Below are 18,859 nucleotides of genomic sequence, written 5' to 3' on the forward strand. Positions count from 1 at the left end.
ACTGACGCGGCGGGCCCGGCGCGGGCCCGAGACAAGGAGAGTGCGTGCGGAGCCCTGACGCCCGCGTCGTCGCGGTCGCCGGTGAAGCGATCATCGATCTCGTCGCCGGGGAGCCCGGCGGCCCGTACCTCGCGCTGCCCGGCGGCAGCCCGGCGAACGTGGCCGTCGGGCTGGCCCGGCTCGGGGTCCCGACCCGGATGATCGCCCGGATCGGCGAGGATCCGTTCGGCCGGACCCTCCGGGAGCACCTCCTGCGGAACGGGGTGGACACCGGCGCGGTGGCGACCGCCGCGGAGCCCTCGTCCGTGGCGTTCGTGCACCACGAGGCGGGCGGGCCGGCGTACGACCTGCGGCTCGCGGGGACCGCCGACTGGCAGTGGACCGCCGAGGAGCTGGCCGCCCTGCCGCTCGGTGACGTCGCCGCGCTCCACGTCGGCTCCCTCGCCATGGTGCTGCCGCCGGGGGCCGAGGCGCTGGCCGGTCTCGTCCGCCGCGCCCGGGAGACCGCGACGATCGCCTACGACCCGAACTGCCGCCCGGACGTCATGGCGGCCGTACCCGACGCCCGGGCCCGGATCGGGACGCTGCTGCACACGGCGGACATCGTCAAGATCAGCGACGCGGACCTGGCGTGGCTGCGGCCCGGCGACGACCCGCGGCGATTCGCGGCCGGGCTGGTCGAGGAGACCGGCGGCGTGGTGATCGTGACGCTGGGGGCGGAGGGCGTCCTCGTCACCGCGCCGCGCCTGGCGCCACTCCCCCTGCCGGCGCGCGCGGTGGAGGTCGTCGACACGGTCGGCGCGGGCGACTCGTACATGAGCGCCGTGCTCGCCGGCCTGTACGAGCGCGGGCTGCTCGGGGCGGAGCGCCGCGCCGCCCTCCGCGCCGTCCCGGGGCCGGTGCTCACGGAGGTGTGCGCGGAGGCGGCGCGGGCGGCCGCGATCACGTGCGGGCGGCGGGGCGCCGACCCGCCCACGCGCGCGGAGCTGACGGCCTCTTCCGCGGACTGAGGCGCGCTTCGTCGCAGATGTCACAACCGGATATCTGGACAAACGGGGTCACCACTGTCGCGACTGGTGCAAGCTAGGGTGCATGTCCCCCCGGAAGTCCCCCACTCCCGCACGGCCGGCGGGCTCACGCGCGCTGCGGATCCTCCGGCGTACGCTCGGCAGCACGGGCGTGATCCTGACGCTCGTCGTCGTGGCCGCCGTCGTGGTCGTCGCGAACATCGACTTCGGCAAGGGGAAGCCTCCTTCCGGCGCGGCGGCGGACGTCTCCGCGAACGACCTCGCGCGGACCCTCGAGGGCTACACGATGGACCCGATGATGGCCCAGGCCCAGGCCACCGCGCGGGAGCGCGCCTACAAGGCGCAGCTCGCCGCCGAGCGCGACGCGCGCAAGCGCGCCGAGGCCGAGCGGAAGCGCCGGGCGTGGGAGGCGTTCAAGCGGAAGATGAGCCACAACCCCAGCGCGGCGGACAACCAGAAGTACGCCAAGAAGATGAACGCCCTGAAGGGCTGGGGCCGCTGCTGGCCGTCACTGCTGACCATGTGGAACCACGAGAGCGGCTGGAACGAGCACGCCGAGAACCCCAGCAGCGGCGCGTACGGCATCGCCCAGGCCCTGCCCGGCTCGAAGATGAACTCCGTCGCGCCCGACTGGCGGAACAACGCGATCACCCAGATCACCTGGGGCCTGACCTACATCGGCTCGCGCTACGGCGACCCCTGCCGTGCCTGGTCCTGGTGGCAGGCCCACCACTGGTACTGACGGCCCGGCCCGTATCGCCCGCCGCCGGGCGCGGCCGGGTCCCCGGTCACCGGCCGCCGGGTTTGATCCAGTCGAAGGTGCGCTCGACGGCCCGGCGCCAGTTGTCGTACTCCGTGTCACGGCGGACGGGGTCCATGCCGGGCAGCCACTGCGCGGCGCGGTGCCAGTTGCGGCGCAGGCCCTCCAGGTCCGCCCAGTAGCCGACGGCGAGCCCGGCGGCGTACGCGGCTCCGAGGGAGACGGTCTCGGCGGCCATCGGGCGGATGACCGGGACGTCCAGGACATCGGAGATGAACTGCATGAGCAGGTTGTCGGCGGTCATGCCGCCGTCGACCTTCAGCGCCTTGAGCGCGAGCCCGGAGTCGGCGTTCATCGCGTCGACGACCTCGCGCGTCTGCCAGCCGGTCGCCTCCAGGACGGCGCGGGCCAGGTGGCCCTTGGTGATGTAGGACGTGAGCCCGACGATGATGCCCCGCGCCTCGCTCCGCCAGTACGGCGCGAACAGCCCGGAGAACGCGGGCACGATGTAGCAGCCGCCGTTGTCCTCGACGGTCCGGGCGAGGGTCTCGATCTCCGGGGCGCTCGCGATGAGCCCGAGTCCGTCGCGGAACCACTGGACGAGCGCGCCGGTGATGGCGATGGATCCTTCGAGGGCGTACACCGCCGGCTCGTCGGCGATCTGGTAGCCGACGGTCGTGAGCAGCCCGTGGGTGGAGCGCACGGGCTCGGTCCCGGTGTTGAGGAGCAGGAAGCTGCCCGTGCCGTACGTGCACTTGGCCTCGCCGGGCGCGAAGCAGGTCTGGCCGAACAGCGCGGCCTGCTGGTCACCGAGCGCGGCGGCGATGCGCACGCCGGGCAGCACGCGGCTCGCGCGGGCGTACGTCTCGGTCGAGGGACGGATCTCGGGCAGCATGGCGCGCGGCACGCCGAAGAACGCCAGCAGGTCGTCGTCCCAGGCCAGCGTCGTCAGGTTCATCAGCAGGGTACGGCTGGCGTTGGTGACGTCGGTGATGTGCAGGCCGCCGCCGGGACCGCCGGTGAGGTTCCAGATCAGCCAGCTCTCCATCGTGCCGAACAGCACGTCGCCGCGCTCGGCGCGCTCGCGCAGGCCCGGCGTGTTGTCCAGCAGCCAGCGGACGCGGGACGCCGAGAAGTACGTCGCGATGGGCAGGCCGCACCGCTCGCGGACCATGTCGGCGTCCGGGCGCGCATTGAGCTCGCTCACGAGGGAGTCGGTCCGGGTGTCCTGCCAGACGACGGCGCGGCCGACCGGCCGGCCCGTGTGCCGGTCCCACAGCACGGAGGTCTCGCGCTGGTTGGCGATGCCGAGCGCGGCGACCTGGTCCGGCGTCGCCCCGGCGTGCTCGAGGGCCTCGGGGGCGATCCGCTCGAGGTTGCGCCAGATCTCCATCGCGTCGTGCTCGACCCAGCCGGGTCGCGGGAAGTGCTGCTTGTGCTCCCGCTGGGTGACCGAGACCAGCCGCCCTCCGTGGTCGAACAGGATGCAGCGCGTCGACGTCGTGCCCTGGTCGATGGACATCACATAGCGCTCTACCATCATGTCCTGCCGTTCCGGGCGTCGCGGGCGGTGCTCACCACCGGGAGGCCCCAAGATCTCGGGAGACGGCGCGCGCGGCGTCGCGCACGTACGTCACCAGCGTCGGTTTCGGCCGGCCCCTCGGGTCGCACAGGCGCTCGATGGCCCCCGAGATGCCCATCGCGCCGACCACCAGGCCCCCCTGGCCGCGGATCGGCGCGGCCACGGCGGCCTCCCCCACCGTGAACTCCTCCACCTCGGACGCCCAGCCCATCTCGCGGATCTCGGCCAGCGCCCGGCCGAGCTCACGGTGCTGGGTGATGGTCCGCCGGCAGAAGGGCTCGAGGCCGGTCTCCTGCAGCGCCGCGGCGGCTCCGGCGTCGAAGGCGAGCAGCACCTTGCCCAGCGCGGTGGCGTGCGCCGGGAGGAGCGCGCCGACCTCGAGGGCCTGAAGGGTGTCGTCCGGCCGGAAGACATGGTGCACGACGAGGACCCTGCCGTCCAGAGGGGTGCCGATCCGGACCGCCTCGCCGCTGCGGGCGGCGAGGGCGTCGGCCCAGTTGATCGCGCGCGACCGCAGCTCGTTGACGTCGAGGTAGCTCGTGCCGAGGTGGAGCAGCGCCGCGCCGAGCTGGTACTTGCCGGTCTCCTCGTCCTGCTCGACGAAGCCGACCCCCTGGAGGGTCCGCAGGATGCCGTGCGCGGTGGCGCGGGCCAGCCCGAGTGAGGCCGCGATCTCGCTGACTCCGAGGCGGCCGGAACCGCGGGCGAGCAGGCGGAGGATGGCCGCGGCTCGCTCGATCGACTGGACCGGTCCTGGCACGCACGCCATGTTAGTGCAGGTCGGCGCCTGTTCGACAATGTCGGCACATATGCCGCGTCCGGCCGCCCGTCCACCGCGCGGAGAGGCGGAATTCCCGCCTGCCTGTGAGTCACGTCACTCTGTCAGGATTCCGGCGAGACACGGACGCTGGCACCTGTTCGACAATGTCGGCACCTGTCTGTTGACCATGACTTACCCGCGACTTAGCGTCCCCTCAGTCGTGAGGGAGCTCACAGCCTCCTCGCGGACGGTGTCTCACGGTGCCCCTGAGCTGGGGCATCGCCCCCTAGGAGGAGACGTGGCAGAGCGACTAAAGATCCCCGGGCTGGCCGGTGAACTGGCCGCCGAATTCGCGGGAACCCTGGTGCTCATCCTGTTCGGCACGGGCGTGGTGGCGCAGGTCGTGGCGGGGGGGTTCGGCGACCACGACAGCATCGCGTGGGGCTGGGGCCTCGGCGTCACGCTCGGCGTGTACGTCGCGGGCCGGATCAGCGGCGCGCACCTGAATCCCGCGGTCACCGTCGCGCTGGCGGTGTTCAAGGGATTCTCCTGGCGCAAGGTCCTGCCGTACTCGCTGGCCCAGCTGGTCGGCGCGTTCGTCGCGGCGCTGATCGTGCGCTGGAACTACAGCGAGGTGCTGGCCAAGCTCGACCCCGGCCACACCATCAAGACCCAGGGCGTCTTCTCGACCCTGCCCGGCAACGGCTCGATGCCCGTGCACGCCGGCGGCGCGCTGCGCGACCAGATCATCGGCACCGCGATCCTGCTGTTCCTGATCCTCGCCGTCACCGACCTGCGCAACTCCTCCCCCGCCGCCAACCTGGCACCGTTCATCGTCGGTCTGATCGTCGTCGCGATCGGCATGGCCTGGGGCACCGACGCGGGCTACGCGATCAACCCCGCGCGTGACCTCGGCCCGCGTCTCGCCTCGTTCTTCACCGGATACGGCACCGCGTTCCGCGACCAGTACGGCGGTCTGTACTTCTGGGTGCCCATCGTCGGCCCGCTCATCGGCGCGGTCGCCGGCGCGGGCCTCTACGAGGTGCTCATCGGGCGGTTCCTGCCGGCCGACGAGCAGGAGCCCGGCCGCGTCCCCAGCGAAGGCGAGCTCGAGAAGCTCTGACGCGCCGCACCAGGCCTGATCGGTTTCCCCCCGCGCGGAATGATCCGCGTGACCCGTCCGGCCGGGCATCCCCCCATGGCCCGGCCGGACGGCCTAGAAAGAAGTAGAAAGGCGAGACATGGCCGACTTCGTCGGAGCGGTTGACCAGGGTACGACGAGCACCCGCTTCATGATCTTCGATCACGGCGGCAACGAGGTGGCGAAGCACCAGCTCGAGCACGAGCAGATCCTGCCGAACCCCGGGTGGGTGGAGCACAACCCGACCGAGATCTGGGAGCGCACCCGCGCCGTCATCGAGACGGCGATGGGCAAGGCGAACCTCGAGGCGAGCGACCTCGCCGCCCTCGGCATCACCAACCAGCGCGAGACGACCGTCGTGTGGAACCGCCGCACCGGCCGCCCCTACTACAACGCGATCGTCTGGCAGGACACCCGGACCGACCGCATCGCCTCGGCGCTCGACCGCGACGGGCGCGGCGACGTCATCCGGAAGAAGGCCGGGCTGCCGCCCGCGACGTACTTCTCCGGCGGCAAGATCCAGTGGATCCTGGAGAACGTCGACGGGGTACGCGAGGCCGCCGAGGCCGGCGACGCCATCTTCGGCAACACCGACACCTGGCTGCTGTGGAACCTCACCGGCGGCGTCGACGGCGGCGTGCACGTCACCGACCCGACCAACGCCAGCCGCACCATGCTCATGAACCTGGAGACGCTGGACTGGGACGACGAGCTGCTGTCGTTCTTCCAGATCCCACGCCAGATGCTGCCGCGGATCCGGCCCTCCTCCAACCCGGACTTCTACGGCATGACGCGGGCGCACGGCCCGATCGGCGGCGAGATCCCGCTGTCCGGCGACCTCGGCGACCAGCAGGCCGCCACGGTCGGCCAGGTCTGCTTCGACGCCGGCGAGGCCAAGAACACCTACGGCACCGGCAACTTCCTCCTGCTCAACACCGGCACCGAGCTCGTCCGATCCAAGAACGGCCTGCTCACCACCGTCTGCTACCAGTTCGGCGACCAGCAGCCGGTGTACGCCCTCGAAGGGTCGATCGCGGTGACCGGCTCGGCCGTGCAGTGGCTGCGCGACCAGCTCGGCATCATCTCCGGCGCCTCGGAGAGCGAGTCGCTGGCCCGGCAGGTCGAGGACAACGGCGGCGTCTACTTCGTCCCGGCGTTCTCCGGCCTGTTCGCCCCGTACTGGCGGTCCGACGCGCGCGGCGCCATCGTCGGCCTGTCCCGCTACAACACCAACGCCCACCTGGCCCGCGCCACGCTCGAGTCGATCTGCTACCAGACCCGCGACGTCGTCGAGGCGATGCGGCAGGACTCCGGCGTCGCCCTCGACGTCCTCCGGGTGGACGGCGGCATCACCGCCAACCGCCTCTGCATGGAGCTGCAGGCCGACATCCTCGGCGTGCCGGTCTCCAAGCCGGTCGTCGCGGAGACCACGGCACTCGGCGCCGCGTACGCCGCCGGCCTGGCCGTCGGGTTCTGGAACTCCACCGACGAGCTGCGCCAGAACTGGAACGAGGACGAGCGCTGGGAGCCCCGCTGGAGCGAGGAGCAGCGCGAGAAGGGATACGCCGGCTGGAAGAAGGCCGTGTCCCGGACCCTCGACTGGGTCGACGTCGACTAGCCCCTTCCCCCGCGGCGGGCCGGCGGTGCGCCCCCACACCGATCCCCGCGTACCGCCCGCCCACACCTCGGAGGAGAACCCGAACGTGAAAGCCGTATCCCTCGGACCGGCCTACCGCGCGCAGGCCGTGCGGAACCTGGCGGAAGGCGAGTTCGACGTGCTGATCGTGGGCGGCGGAGTCGTGGGCGCCGGGGCGGCGCTCGACGCCGTGTCGCGCGGCCTGTCCGTCGCGCTGGTCGAGGCCGCGGACTGGGCGGCCGGGACGTCCAGCCGGTCCAGCAAGCTCATCCACGGCGGCCTGCGCTACCTGGAGCAGCGCGACTTCGGTCTCGTACGGGAGGCGCTGCGCGAACGCGGCCTCCTGCTGAACCGCCTCGCGCCCCACCTCGTACGCCCGGTGCCGTTCCTCTACCCGCTCACCCACCGCATGTGGGAGCGCTTCTACGTCGGCGCCGGCGTCGGCCTGTACGACACGATGGGCGGCGCCCGGTCGATGCCGCGCCACCGCCACCTGAGCCACCGCGGCGCCCTGAAGATCGCCCCGGCGCTGCGCGGCGACACGTTCGTCGGCGCGATCCAGTACTTCGACGCGCAGGTCGACGACGCGCGGTTCACGCTGACGCTGGCCCGGACGGCCGCCGCCTACGGCGCGTCCGTGCTGACCCGGGCCCGCGCCGTCGGGTTCCTCCGCGAGGCGGACCGCGTCATCGGGGCACGGGTCCTCGACCTGGAGAACGACCGGGAGCTGACCGTCCGGGCCCGGCACGTGATCAACGCGACCGGCGTGTGGACCGACGAGGCCGGCCGGCTCGCGCACGCGCGCGGCGGTCCGCACGTGACCGCGTCCAAGGGCGTGCATCTGCTGGTCCCGCGCGACCGGATCCGGCTGGACACCGGCCTGATCCTGCGCACGGAGAAGAGCGTGCTGTTCGTCATCCCGTGGGGCCGGCACTGGATCATCGGCACCACCGACACCCCCTATGACCTGGACAAGGAGGAGCCGGCCGCCAGCCAGGCCGACGTGGAGTACATCCTCGAGCACGTCAACGCGGTGCTGCGCACCCCGATCGTCCCCGAGGACATCGAGGGCGTGTACGCCGGCCTGCGCCCCCTGCTGTCCGGCGGGGCCGACGACACCACCAAGCTGTCCCGCGAGCACACGGTCGCCCAGCCGGTCCCGGGGCTCACCGTGATCGCCGGCGGCAAGTTCACGACCTACCGGGTGATGGCGAAGGACGCCGTCGACGCGGCGGCCGAGGACCTGCCCACGACCGTCCCCGCCTCCGTCACCGACCGGGTACCGCTGATCGGCGCCGTCGGGTACGAGGTCCTGTGGAACGAGCGGCACCGGCTCGCCCGGCGCAGCGGCCTGCACGTCGCCCGCGTCGAGCACCTGCTGAAGCGGTACGGCTCGTGCGTCGACGAGCTGCTGGGACTGATCGAGAAGGATCCCTCCCTCGGCGAGCCGCTCGGCGCCGCCCGCGACTACCTGAAGGCCGAGGCCGTGTACGCCGCGTCGCATGAGGGGGCGCTGCACGTCGAGGACATCCTGCGCCGCCGTACCCGCGCCGCGATCGAGGAGTGGGACCAGGGCTCCGCCGCCGCGGCCGAGGTCGCCGCGCTCGTCGCGCCGGTGCTGGGCTGGGACGACGAGACGGTGAAGCGCGAGACCGAGCACTACGTGCGCCAGGTCGAGGCCGAGCGGCAGGCGCGCCGTGAGGCGGACGACGCCGCCGCGGCCGCCGCCCGCGGCCGGGCGCCGAGCCTGTTCGCCGAGCGGGCCGCCTCCTGACCGGGTCCCGCGCGGACCACCGCGCCGATCACGCGGGCGGGGTGCCAGGGGCCACCCCGCCCGCCCGTACGTCCGCGACGGCCGGCCGCCGGCCCCCGCCGCCCGCGGAGCGGGGCGGGCGCCGGCGATCCTCCTCGGTCAGGCCGTCGCCGTCCGGGCGGCGACCGGGCGCATCCAGGCGTAGTACAGCGCGGAGGCGACGATGAGGCCGATGATCCAGGAGATGTCGGCGCCGCCCAGGTGCTTCACGAACGGGCCGGTGTAGAAGGTCGAGCTCACGAACGGCACCTCCACCAGGACGCCGATCGCGTAGGCGCCGATGGTCCGCCAGTTAAACCCGCCGTACACGCCGTCCGGGCGGAAGATCGCGTCGATGTCGTACCGCTCCTTGCGGACGAAGTAGAAGTCGACGAGGTTGATCGCCGTCCACGGGATCAGGAAGTACGCCAGGAACAGGATAAAATTCTCGAAGTTGTGCAGGAAGTCGGCGCTGGCGGCGAGCGCGACGATCGTCCCGACGAGGGCGGCCACGACGACGAACCCGAGACGGACGCCGCCGTTCATCCGCATCGGCCGCAGCGCCGTCAGCGTCGTCGCCGCCGACATGAACATGCCGTAGAGGTTCAGCACGTTCACCGCGATGACGCCCAGCACGATGATCAGCGAGAACGCCCAGTGCGGGCGGCCCAGGCCCACCACGAACGACACCGACCCGCCCTCGAACGACTTGGCCGCCACGGCGGCGCAGACGCTGCCGAACGCCATCATCCAGACGGTGCCGATCACGCTGCCGGCGTACGTCCACCAGAACGCCGCCCGCACCGACGTGGTCTCCGGCAGGTAGCGGGAGTAGTCGGCGACGTACGGCGCGTACGTGATCTGCCAGGTCGCCGCGATCGCCATGACGAGGAGGAACGTGCCCGCCCCGACGTGCCCCGAGTGCCACACGCGGCCCACGTGGTGGCCGGTCAGCAGCCGGTAGGTCAGGTAGAGGAAACCGATCGCGGCGATGAGGCTGATCCACCGCTCGTACTGGTGGATCAGCCGGTACCCGTACGCGGCGAGGACCGTGCAGACCGCCGACACGATGATCGTGGCCGGCGTCCGGCCGATCCCCCACCAGCCGGCGAGCGCGGACCCGCCGAGCACCGCGCTGGTCGCGAAGAACCCGACGTACATCAGCACGACGAGCAGCAGCGGCAGGATCGCGCCGTAGAAGCCGAACTGGGCCCGGCTCTGGATCATCTGCGGGATCCCGAGCTTCGGCCCCTGCGCCGAGTGCAGCGCCATGAAGATCGCGCCGAGCAGGTTGCCGAGGACGAGCGCGACGATCGCCCAGGGCAACGGCAGCCCGAGGATCACTCCCAGCGCCCCCGTGACCGCCGTGGTCACCTGCATGTTCGCGCCGAACCACACGGTGAACAGGCTCCGCACCGACCCGTGCCGCTCCTCGGGCGGGACGAAGTCGATGGATCGCCGCTCGACTCCGAGCGCACCACCGTCCGCCTGCCCGCCGGCGACCCGCGAGCCGCCGCTGACCTCCTGTTTTGCCATGTGCGCACCCTCACGCCCCCGCCCCACGGCCCGCAAGGACACTTTCCGACGAACCGTCTCGGATCCGAGACACCCGGCCGGGGCCCGCCGTGAGACGGCGCCGGGCGGCCCCAGGGAGCACGCAGGGTGATGTTATGAATAGGACATGGAGGCATTCCTCCGGCGGAACCGGAGGCATCGGCGCCACCCGCCCGCCGGACGCCCGCGCGACCACCGCGGGTCTCTGCTCAGCCTGCGCAGTGTCGCCGGGCAGGTGCTCCTTCTCCAGTTCTTGATCGTGACCCTGCTGGTCGCGGCGTCGGTGGCGATGGAGGTCTACCAGGCGACGCACGACGCCCTGCGCCAGAGCATCCGGGAGTCGGTCGTCGCCGCCCAGACGTTCGCGAACTCCCCCGGCCTGGTCCAGGCGCTGCGCGCCCCGGATCCCACGGCGGTGCTGCAGCCCCGCGCCGAGGCGGCGCGGAAGAGGGCGGGCGTGGACTACATCGTCGTGCTGAACACCCACGGGATCCGCTACACGTACCCCTACAAGGAGTACATCGGCGGAAAGTTCAGCACCGACATCCGGCCGGCGCTGCAAGGCCGCACCGTCATCCAGAAGGGAGGCGGGCCGCCCCTTCCGGCGGGCACCGGAACGGACGTCCGCGCGGTGGTCCCGGTGACCGATGACCGCGGCGCCGTGGTCGGTGTGGTCGCCGCCGGGATCACGGTCAAGAGCGTGGCGAGATACTGGACGCCGCAGCTCCCGATGACCGTCGGGAGCGGGCTGGCCGCGCTGGCGCTGGGCGCCGCCGGAACGGCGCTGGTGTCCCGGCGGCTGCGGCGGCAGACGCACGGCCTGGGCCCGGCCGAGATGACGCGGATGTACGAGCACCACGACGCCGTCCTGCACGCCGTGCGGGAAGGGGTGCTGATCACCTGCGCCGACGGGCGGCTGCTGGTGGCCAACGACGAGGCGCGGCGGCTACTGGACCTGCCGGAGGACGCGGAGGGACGGCAGGTCCGGGATCTGGGACTCTCGGACCAGATGGTGCGCCTGCTGCTGTCGGAGGACCCCGTCACGGACGAGGTGCACCTGACGCGGGACCGGCTGCTGGCGGTGAACAAGCGGTCGACGTTCCCCAGCGGGCCGGAGGGCGGCAACGTGGTGACGCTGCGCGACACCACCGAACTGGCGGCGGTGACCGGACGGGCGCAGGTGACCCGGGAACGCCTGAAACTGCTGTACGAGGCGGGGGTACGGATCGGGACCACCCTGGACGTGACCCGGGAGGCGGAGGAACTGGCCCAGGTGGCCGCGGCGGGGTTCGCCGACGTGATCACGGTCGATCTGCTCGACGCGGTCCTGCGCGGAGAGGAGCCCGTGGCCGGGCGATGGCGGCCGCTGCGGCGTGTGGCGGCCGGCGGCGAGCGGCTGATGCCGTCGCTGTGGCCGGTGGGCGAACAGGTCATGTTGTCGCCGGCGGCACCGCAGATACGAGCGCTGAAGCAGGAGTACGGAGTGCTGCAGGCGGACCTGCGGCAGGCCCGCGGGTGGCAGGAGCAGGCGCCGGAGCGCGCCCGCGAGGCGCTGGAGCAGGGGTTGCACTCGCTGGTGACCGTGCCGTTGCAGGCGCGGGGCGTCTCCCTGGGCGTGGCGAGCTTCTACCGCATGCGCGGCAGGCCGGCCTTCGAGAACGAGGACCTGCTGCTGGCCGAGGAGCTGACCGCGCGGGCCGCCGTGGCCATCGACAACGCCCGTCGTTTCGCCCGGGAACACGCCATGGCGGTCACGCTGCAGCGCAGCCTGCTGCCGCGGAGGCAGCCGGAGCAGGACGCCCTGAAGGTGGCCTGGCGGTACCTGCCCGCGGAGGCGGGAGTGGGCGGGGACTGGTTCGATCTCATCCCGCTGCCGGGGGCGCGGGTGGCGCTGGCGATGGGCGACGTCGTCGGTCACGGGCTGCACGCGGCCGTGACGATGGGGCGGCTGCGCACCGCGGCGCACAACTTCGCCACGCTGGACCTCCCGGTCGACGAGGTCCTCGGCCACCTGGACGAGCTCGTCGAGCGGATGGACAGCGAGGAGAGCACCGGTGGGAACGGGAAGGGCCAGGGCGGCGACGGTGTGACGGGCGCGACGTGCCTGTACGCGGTCTACGACCCGGTGGCCGGGGCGTGCACGATCGCCCGCGCGGGACACCCCGGCCCCGCGGTCGTGTACGAGGACGGAACGGTCGCCTTCCCGGACGTGCCCGCCTCGCCTCCGCTCGGACTCGGCGGCCACCCCTTCGAGACGGCCGAGCTGAACCTGCCGGAGGCCGCACGACTGGTGCTGTACACCGACGGGCTCATCGAGACCCGGACCCGCGACATCGACGGCGGGCTGGAGGAGCTGCGCCGGGCGCTGAAACGCACGGAGGGGCTCACGCCGGAGGAGACCTGTCAGGCCGTGATCGAGGCGGTCGCGCCGGAACATCCCGCCGACGACATCGCGCTGCTGGTGGCGCGTACCCGCGCGTTCCCACGGTCGCGCGTGGCGGAGTGGGACGTCCCGGGCGACGCCGCGGCCGTCCCTCCGGTGCGGGCCGGCTGCGCCAGGACGTTGCGCGAGTGGGGGCTGGAGCAGGTCGTCTTCACCACCGAGCTGATCGTCAGCGAGCTGGTCACGAACGCGATCCGGTACGGGGCGCCGCCGATCAAGGTGCGGCTGCTGCACGGGCGCTGCCTGACCTGCGAGGTGTGGGACGGCAGCAGCACGTCCCCGCGGTTGCGGCGCGCCGCGACCACCGATGAGGGCGGGCGGGGCCTGTTCCTCGTCGCGCAGCTCTCCCAGCGGTGGGGAACCCGCTACACCTCCCAGGGCAAGGTCATCTGGGCCGATCAGGTTCTCGACGGTGGCGCACCGGCCGGCGGGGGCGAGGCACTGGCCGACGCCCTCCTCGGACAGTTCGACGGCACGTCCTTCTGATCATCTCGAGCGGATCGCGTCGGTGAGCAAGAGCGGCGTCACCGCACCGTCGCGGCCTGCGATCGCGAATCGCCGCAGACCGCCCATCAGAAGGTCGGCGGTCCCTGTTCGACGCGGGCGAGCACTGGGGTGAGGCGGTCGAGATCGTCGCTGTCGATGCGCTGTCGTTCGTCCCACCAGGTGGCACCCGCCTCGGCCAGCGGCCCGAGCAGATCGGCTGCCTGACCAGCGCCGGTCGGGCTGACACCGCCGACGACGATCTCGAAGGGCCGTCCATCGGGACCGTCCTGCCGCGCCTCTCGCTGCTCGCTTATATAGGTGACCAGGGCCCGCACTTCGCCGGCCGGTGGCGCGTAGCCGTGCGGCGCAGAGGTGAACATCGGGACTGCCCCGTCGAATCGGGCGGCACGGCGCATGGGAGGGCGCCGCGGCCAGAAGCCGGCGACCCAGATCGGCGGCCGAGGGCGCTGCACCGTGGCGGGGAGGAGCGCCACGTCGTCGGCCTGGTGATGGCGTCCCTGGTAGGTCACAGGTTCGCCGGTCCAGTAACGCTCCAACAGGTCCAATCCTTCGTCCAGGCGCTCGGCGAGAAGACGTGGATCGGTGGGTTCCCCGAAGCAGGCGAAGTCGTCCCGGTCGCCCAGCCCGACTCCGAAGATCACCCGTCCGCCGCTCAGAACGTCCAGCGTGGCGACCTGGCGAGCGAGCTGCTGTGGTCGACGCCTGGCGACCGGCGTGACGAGCGTGCCGATCCTGATTCGGGTGGTGGCCAGCGCTGCGGCGGTCAGCAGCATCCACGGATCACCGAATGGCCGCCGTTGGCGGTCGTACGTCAGAAGGTCCCAGACGAACAGCGCGTCCCAGCCTGCCTGTTCCGCCGCCACGGCGACCGCGGCCACTGCCCTTGGGTCGGCGAAGTCCCCGAAGTTCGGGATGTTGATCGACGAGCGCATCTCCCTATGATGCATTCTTCCGCCACCCCGACGGTCACCGCGCGCCCGGCTCATCCCCGCCCGTCCGTCCGGCGCGGGTCCCGGCGGCATGTCCCTGATGATCGATCCTGGCGATCTCCGGCAGGGAGCGAATCTGGACGTGTAACATCCAGGTTCATGCGCATGGGCGAAGGGGTCGAGTGGGGCCTGCACTGCTGTCTGGTGCTGGCGTGGATCGGCGACGACGAGGCGCTGTCGACGGCGAAGCTCGCGAAGTGGTTCGAGCTGCCGCCCGCGTACCTGAACAAGCGCCTCCAGGCGCTCGTACGGGCCGGGGTGCTGACCTCCACCGCCGGCGCCCGCGGCGGCTTCCGCCTGGCCCGGCCACCGGAGAAGATCACGCTGATGGACGTCGTCTCCGCGATCGAGGGGCCGGAGGAGGCGTTCCGCTGCAGTGAGATCCGGCAGCGGGGCGCGGGCGCCGAGGCGCCCGCGAGCGAGTTCCGGCACGCGTGCGGCATCTCCATGGCGATGCGGCGGGCGGAACTGGCGTGGCGGCGCGAACTCGCCGCCCGGACGCTGGCCGACCTGATGGCCGAGGCGCCGCCCTCCGCCGGCGCACGCGCCCGGCGCTGGCACGAGCGCGTCAACGGCTGACCGGAACATCGGTGAACGATCGCGGAGAGAACCGTGAGGAGAATCTGGATGTCTAATGTCCTGGTTGATCGCGCCGCCGCGCGGGCGAGGGCGGGCGGCCTGACCTCGACGCTGGTCCTGGCCCTGGGGACCTTCGCCGTCGGGACCGACGCGTTCATCGTGGCGGGCTTCCTGCCGTCCATGGCCCGTACGCTGCACGTCTCCGCCGGGGCGGCCGGCCAGTCGGTGACGGTGTTCGCCGTCGCGTACGCCGTCCTCGCGCCCGTCCTCGCGACCGTGACGGCACGGCTGCCGCGCCGCACGCTGCTCGTCTGCGCGCTCATCGTGCTCGGTCTCGCCAACCTCGCCTCGGCGCTCGCGCCGGACCTGCCCCTGCTGATCGCGAGCCGGGTGCTGGCGGCGGCGGGCGCCGCCGTGTACACGCCGGGGGCGGGCGCGGTGAGCGCGGCCCTGGTCCGCCCGGAGGTGCGGGCGCGCGCGCTGGCCGTGGTCGTGGGCGGGCTGACCGTCGCGACCGCGATCGGGGTGCCGCTCGGCGACCTGGCCGGGCACTGGTTCGGCTGGCGTACCGCACTGGGCCTGGTGGCGGCGCTGTCCCTGGTCGCCGCGGCCGGGGTCGCCCTGATCATGCCGTCGCTGCCCGGCGGCCCGCGCGTGCCGCTGCGGGCGCGCCTGGCACTGCTGCGGCGGCCCGCCGTGGCGTCCGTGCTGCCGCTGACCGTTCTCGGCATGGGGGCGAGCTACACCGTGTACGCCTACAGCGTCCCGGCGCTGAAGGGCGTCGGCGTGCCGGAGGGGTCGATGGTCTTGATGCTCTTCCTGTACGGCGCGGGCGCCGTCGCCGGGAACCTCGTCGCCGGTTACGCCACGGACCGGTGGGGGCCGGTCCGCGTCCTGAGCGGCGGTTACCTCGCCATGGTCGTGTCCCTCGCCGTGCTCGGGATCGTCGCCGCGGCCGGGACCGGCTCCGCGCCGGTGGCCGGAGTCCTGGTGCTCCTGTGGGGGGCGAGCACGTGGACGCAGACGCCTCCACAGCAGCACCGCCTCATCGACGCCGCGCCGCGGGAGGCCCCGCTCGCCGTCTCGCTCAACGCGTCCTCGATCTACGTCGGGATCGGCGCCGGCACCGCCCTCGGCGGCGTGACCCTCGGCGCGGGCCCGTCCGTGATGTACGCCCTGGCGGCCGGGGTCGCGGCGCTCGCCTGGGTCTTCCTGCGCTGGACGGCCCGGGGGTGATCGAGGCGTCACGCCCGGGGCGCCGGTCGGTGTCCGTCGCGACCGGGGCGCCGGGTCAGGGGCGGCGGACGCTGATGGCGAGCAGGACCGGGCCGTCGCGCCGGGTGCCGCAGCCCGGCTTGCCGTGGTCGCCCTGAGGGCAACCGCCGCAGCCCCCGCTCGGGCAGGCGGCCGCCATGTCCTCGGCCGACAGGCGGCCCTTGCGGACCCAGTAGTCGACCATCGACTCGGCCTCCTCGCGGCTGACGCCGACCCGGCGGGCGATCTCGTCGAGGCTCGCCCCGCGCGAGGTGGTGATCTCCTTCAGGATCTGCCGCAGCGCACTCACGCGGCCTCCTCCGCCGGGAGAGTGACCGGAGACGCCGTGCTCATGGCTCGCTCACTACGCGCACTCACAGGAACATCGCTCCGATCTGGAAGACGGCGACGGCGAGCAGCCAGGCGACCACCAGCTGCATGCCGATGCCGAACAGGGTCATCCTGCCGCCGAGTTCGGCGCGCTGGGCCGCGACGGTCGTCATGCACGGGGTGTACGCCAGCAGGAAGACCATGAACGCCAGGACGGCCGGGATCTTGTGGCCGTGGGAGGTGCGCTCGAACGTCTGCCGCAGGGCGGGCCCGAGGCTCCCGGCCCGGTGCTCGTCGGCCGGCTTGCCCATGCTGTACGTCTGGGCGACCGTGGACACGACGGCCTCCTTGGCGACGAAGCCGGTGATCAGCGCGGCGGACGGGTGCCAGTCGCCGAACCCGGCGGGTTCGAACGCCGGGGCGACCACCCGGGCGGTGCTCCCGAACAGGCTGTGCTCGATGGGGGTCCGGCCGAACCCGCCCTGGCCGCCGCCCGCCGGGACGGAGGCGAGGAGCCACACCGCCGTGACCGTCGCGACGATGAGGCCGCTCGCGGTCCGCAGGAACGCCCAGAGCTTCTGCCAGGTCTGCGTGCCGATGACCCGCAGGGTCGGCAGGCGGTACGGCGGCAGGTCCAGGACCAGGGGTTCGTAGCTCATGCCGCGGAACAGCGTGCCCCGCAGAAGCAGGCCCATGCCGACGACCAGGACGATGGACAGGACGTACATCGCGAACACCACGGTGCCCGCCTGGCTGCCGAAGAAGACGCCGGCGACCAGGACGTACACGGTGAGGCGCGCGCTGCAGCTCACGAAGGGGATCAGCAGGCCGGTCAGGAGACGGTGCCGCCGGTCCGAGAGGATGCGCGTGCCTGCCAGGGCGGGCACGTTGCAGCCGAACCCGACGACGAGCGGCAGGAACGCCCGGCCGGGCAGGCCGATCAGGCGCATCAGCCGGTCGACGACGAACGCCGCCCGCGCCATGTAGCCGGAGTCCTCCAGCACCGACAGCAGCACGAACATGATCGCCATCAGCGGCACGAAGCTGAGGAGCTGGCCGACGCCGGCGATGATGCCGTTCAGCACCAGGCCGGACAGCCAGGCCGGCGCCGACATCCCGCGCAGGGCGTGGGCCGCGCCGGTGCTGACCGGGCCGTCGATGAGGTCCTGCAGGCCCGTCTGGAGCGGCGCCGCGATCTTCGTCGTGAGGATGAACACGCCCCACATCACGAGGAAGAAGATCGGCAGGCCGGCCCAGCGGGAGGTCAGCGCCCGATCGACCCGGTCGGACACGGTGGCGCGCACGTCGCCCTTCCGGTGGACCGTCTCGGCGATCAGCCGGTGCGCCCAGGCGTACCGCTGCTCGGCCACGACGATCTCGAGGTCGTCGAGGTCGTCGAGGTCGTCCGTGTCGTCTCCGGCGAGCAGGCCCGCGCCGGCGGCCCGCGCCCGTGCGCCGGTCTCGTCCGGGACGCCCGGAACGGTCTCGCCGGTGAGGAGCGCGGTGGCCAGCCAGCGCTCGGGGTACCGCAGCAGCGCGTCGGCGGGCAGGAAGGCGGTGACCTCCGCCAGGACCGCCTCGACGTCCTCGCCGAGGTCCGGCTCGCCCGGCGGGCGGCGCGCGGCGAGCGCGCCCTCGACGGCGTCGCGCAGCGCGTCCAGCCCGCGGTTCTGCCGCGGCACCACCGGGACGACCGGCGCGCCGATGAGCTCGGCGAACCGGCCGACGTCGACTCGGATGCCGCGGCTCTCGGCGATGTCGACCATCGTGAGGGCCACGACGATCGGGACGCCGGTCTCCATCACCTGGGCGAGCAGGTAGAGGTTGCGGGCGAGGTTGGAGCAGTCGAGGGTGAGCACGACGACGTCGGGACGGTCGTCCATGCCCCGGTCGACGAGCAGGTCGCGGGTCAGCGCCTCATCCGGTGAGTCGGGCAGCAGGCTGTAGGTGCCGGGCAGGTCGATGAGCGTCATCTCGCCGGCCGGGGTCCGCCAGGTGCCGCGCGCGACGCTGACGGTCTTGCCGGGCCAGTTGCCGACCCGCTGGCGGGCCCCGGTGAGGACGTTGAACAGTGTGGACTTGCCGACGTTGGGGTTGCCGACGAGCGCCACCCGCGCGTGGCCCTCGTCGACGCCCGGCAGGTCGGCGTCGCAGCAGGGCTTCTCCAGGACGAGGCGGGTCAGCGGGCGCTCAGACATGGGCGGGCTTGACGAGCAGGGTCTCGGCGGTGAAGGAGTCGACCGCGATCCGCGAGTCGCCGAGGGCGAGGACCAGCCCGCCCATCGTGCCCCTTCCGATGACCGACAGGACGGCGCCCCGCACGAACCCGAGCTCGATGAGACGCCGCCGGTGCCGCCGGCCGCCGGTGACCCGGCAGACCTCGAGACGCGACCCGACCGCGCAGCCCCGCAGTGTCATCGATCCTCCAGTAGCCTGATGCTGCTAAGGCTAGCCTTACCTAGCCACATATCAACCCTCGTGAGGTTCAAATCACGCGCTAAGGC

15 protein-coding genes are annotated in these 18,859 nt (G+C 72.6%); 8 read left to right on the forward strand and 7 right to left on the reverse strand.

What is annotated here, in order from left to right; all coding sequences use genetic code 11:
• The first annotated feature begins 44 nt into the window (after window positions 1-44).
• Window positions 45-1,010 carry a carbohydrate kinase family protein gene (locus NE235_RS35685; protein WP_252811083.1) on the forward strand — a complete coding sequence of 322 codons (966 nt, stop codon included), beginning with the start codon at window positions 45-47 and terminating at the stop codon, window positions 1,008-1,010.
• 82 nt (window positions 1,011-1,092) lie between these two features.
• Window positions 1,093-1,770: an aggregation-promoting factor C-terminal-like domain-containing protein gene (locus NE235_RS35690; RefSeq protein ID WP_252811085.1), complete on the forward strand. Its 678-nt coding sequence runs from the start codon at window positions 1,093-1,095 to the stop codon at window positions 1,768-1,770.
• 46 nt (window positions 1,771-1,816) lie between these two features.
• On the opposite strand, the gene glpK (NE235_RS35695) is transcribed toward NE235_RS35690, so the two are convergent.
• Complete coding sequence (glpK, locus tag NE235_RS35695) at window positions 1,817-3,328, reverse strand: glycerol kinase GlpK (protein ID WP_252811136.1); 1,512 nt, start codon at window positions 3,326-3,328, stop codon at window positions 1,817-1,819.
• Between the two features lie 34 nt (window positions 3,329-3,362).
• Window positions 3,363-4,130 carry an IclR family transcriptional regulator gene (locus NE235_RS35700; protein WP_252811087.1) on the reverse strand — a complete coding sequence of 256 codons (768 nt, stop codon included), beginning with the start codon at window positions 4,128-4,130 and terminating at the stop codon, window positions 3,363-3,365.
• A 298-nt stretch (window positions 4,131-4,428) separates the two neighbouring features.
• On the opposite strand from NE235_RS35700, the gene NE235_RS35705 reads away from it, so the two are divergent.
• The 3 genes from NE235_RS35705 to NE235_RS35715 all read left to right on the forward strand — a co-directional run bounded on the left by NE235_RS35705 (window position 4,429) and on the right by NE235_RS35715 (window position 8,681).
• On the forward strand, window positions 4,429-5,253 hold the full coding sequence (locus tag NE235_RS35705) for an MIP/aquaporin family protein (RefSeq protein WP_252811089.1): 825 nt from the start codon (window positions 4,429-4,431) through the stop codon (window positions 5,251-5,253).
• Between the two features lie 118 nt (window positions 5,254-5,371).
• Complete coding sequence (gene glpK, locus NE235_RS35710) at window positions 5,372-6,889, forward strand: glycerol kinase GlpK (RefSeq protein ID WP_252811091.1); 1,518 nt, start codon at window positions 5,372-5,374, stop codon at window positions 6,887-6,889.
• 85 nt (window positions 6,890-6,974) lie between these two features.
• On the forward strand, window positions 6,975-8,681 hold the full coding sequence (locus NE235_RS35715) for a glycerol-3-phosphate dehydrogenase/oxidase (RefSeq protein WP_252811093.1): 1,707 nt from the start codon (window positions 6,975-6,977) through the stop codon (window positions 8,679-8,681).
• A gap of 138 nt (window positions 8,682-8,819) precedes the next feature.
• On the opposite strand, the gene NE235_RS35720 is transcribed toward NE235_RS35715, so the two are convergent.
• Entirely contained in the window at window positions 8,820-10,235 is a 1,416-nt protein-coding gene (locus tag NE235_RS35720) for a purine-cytosine permease family protein (protein ID WP_252811095.1), read from the reverse strand.
• Between the two features lie 145 nt (window positions 10,236-10,380).
• Here NE235_RS35720 and NE235_RS35725 point away from each other — a divergent pair, with 145 nt between their 5' ends.
• Window positions 10,381-13,182, forward strand: a complete 2,802-nt coding sequence (locus tag NE235_RS35725; protein ID WP_252811097.1) for a SpoIIE family protein phosphatase — start codon at window positions 10,381-10,383, stop codon at window positions 13,180-13,182.
• 86 nt (window positions 13,183-13,268) lie between these two features.
• Here NE235_RS35725 and NE235_RS35730 read toward each other — a convergent pair whose 3' ends face one another.
• Window positions 13,269-14,135 carry an LLM class flavin-dependent oxidoreductase gene (locus tag NE235_RS35730; RefSeq protein WP_252811099.1) on the reverse strand — a complete coding sequence of 289 codons (867 nt, stop codon included), beginning with the start codon at window positions 14,133-14,135 and terminating at the stop codon, window positions 13,269-13,271.
• A gap of 156 nt (window positions 14,136-14,291) precedes the next feature.
• On the opposite strand from NE235_RS35730, the gene NE235_RS35735 reads away from it, so the two are divergent.
• Window positions 14,292-14,771: an RrF2 family transcriptional regulator gene (locus tag NE235_RS35735; RefSeq protein WP_252811102.1), complete on the forward strand. Its 480-nt coding sequence runs from the start codon at window positions 14,292-14,294 to the stop codon at window positions 14,769-14,771.
• Between the two features lie 48 nt (window positions 14,772-14,819).
• A complete protein-coding gene (locus tag NE235_RS35740) occupies window positions 14,820-16,007 on the forward strand; it encodes an MFS transporter (RefSeq protein ID WP_252811104.1) in 1,188 nt (395 codons plus the stop codon).
• A gap of 55 nt (window positions 16,008-16,062) precedes the next feature.
• On the opposite strand, the gene NE235_RS35745 is transcribed toward NE235_RS35740, so the two are convergent.
• The 3 genes from NE235_RS35745 to NE235_RS35755 form a co-directional block, all read right to left on the reverse strand.
• The gene (locus tag NE235_RS35745) at window positions 16,063-16,335 is read right to left on the reverse strand and encodes a FeoC-like transcriptional regulator (RefSeq protein WP_252811106.1); all 273 of its coding nucleotides are present in this window, start codon (window positions 16,333-16,335) and stop codon (window positions 16,063-16,065) included.
• Between the two features lie 64 nt (window positions 16,336-16,399).
• Entirely contained in the window at window positions 16,400-18,553 is a 2,154-nt protein-coding gene (feoB, locus tag NE235_RS35750) for a ferrous iron transport protein B (RefSeq protein WP_252811108.1), read from the reverse strand.
• Window positions 18,546-18,773 (reverse strand): FeoA family protein, encoded by a 228-nt coding sequence (locus NE235_RS35755; RefSeq protein WP_252784781.1) that lies wholly within the window; start codon window positions 18,771-18,773, stop codon window positions 18,546-18,548. Before NE235_RS35755 ends, feoB begins: the two co-directional genes overlap by 8 nt.
• Between the last annotated feature and the right edge of the window lie 86 nt (window positions 18,774-18,859).

It is taken from the genome of Actinoallomurus spadix, from assembly GCF_024055725.1.
In the GTDB taxonomy this organism is placed as follows: Bacteria; Actinomycetota; Actinomycetes; order Streptosporangiales; family Streptosporangiaceae; genus Actinoallomurus; species Actinoallomurus spadix.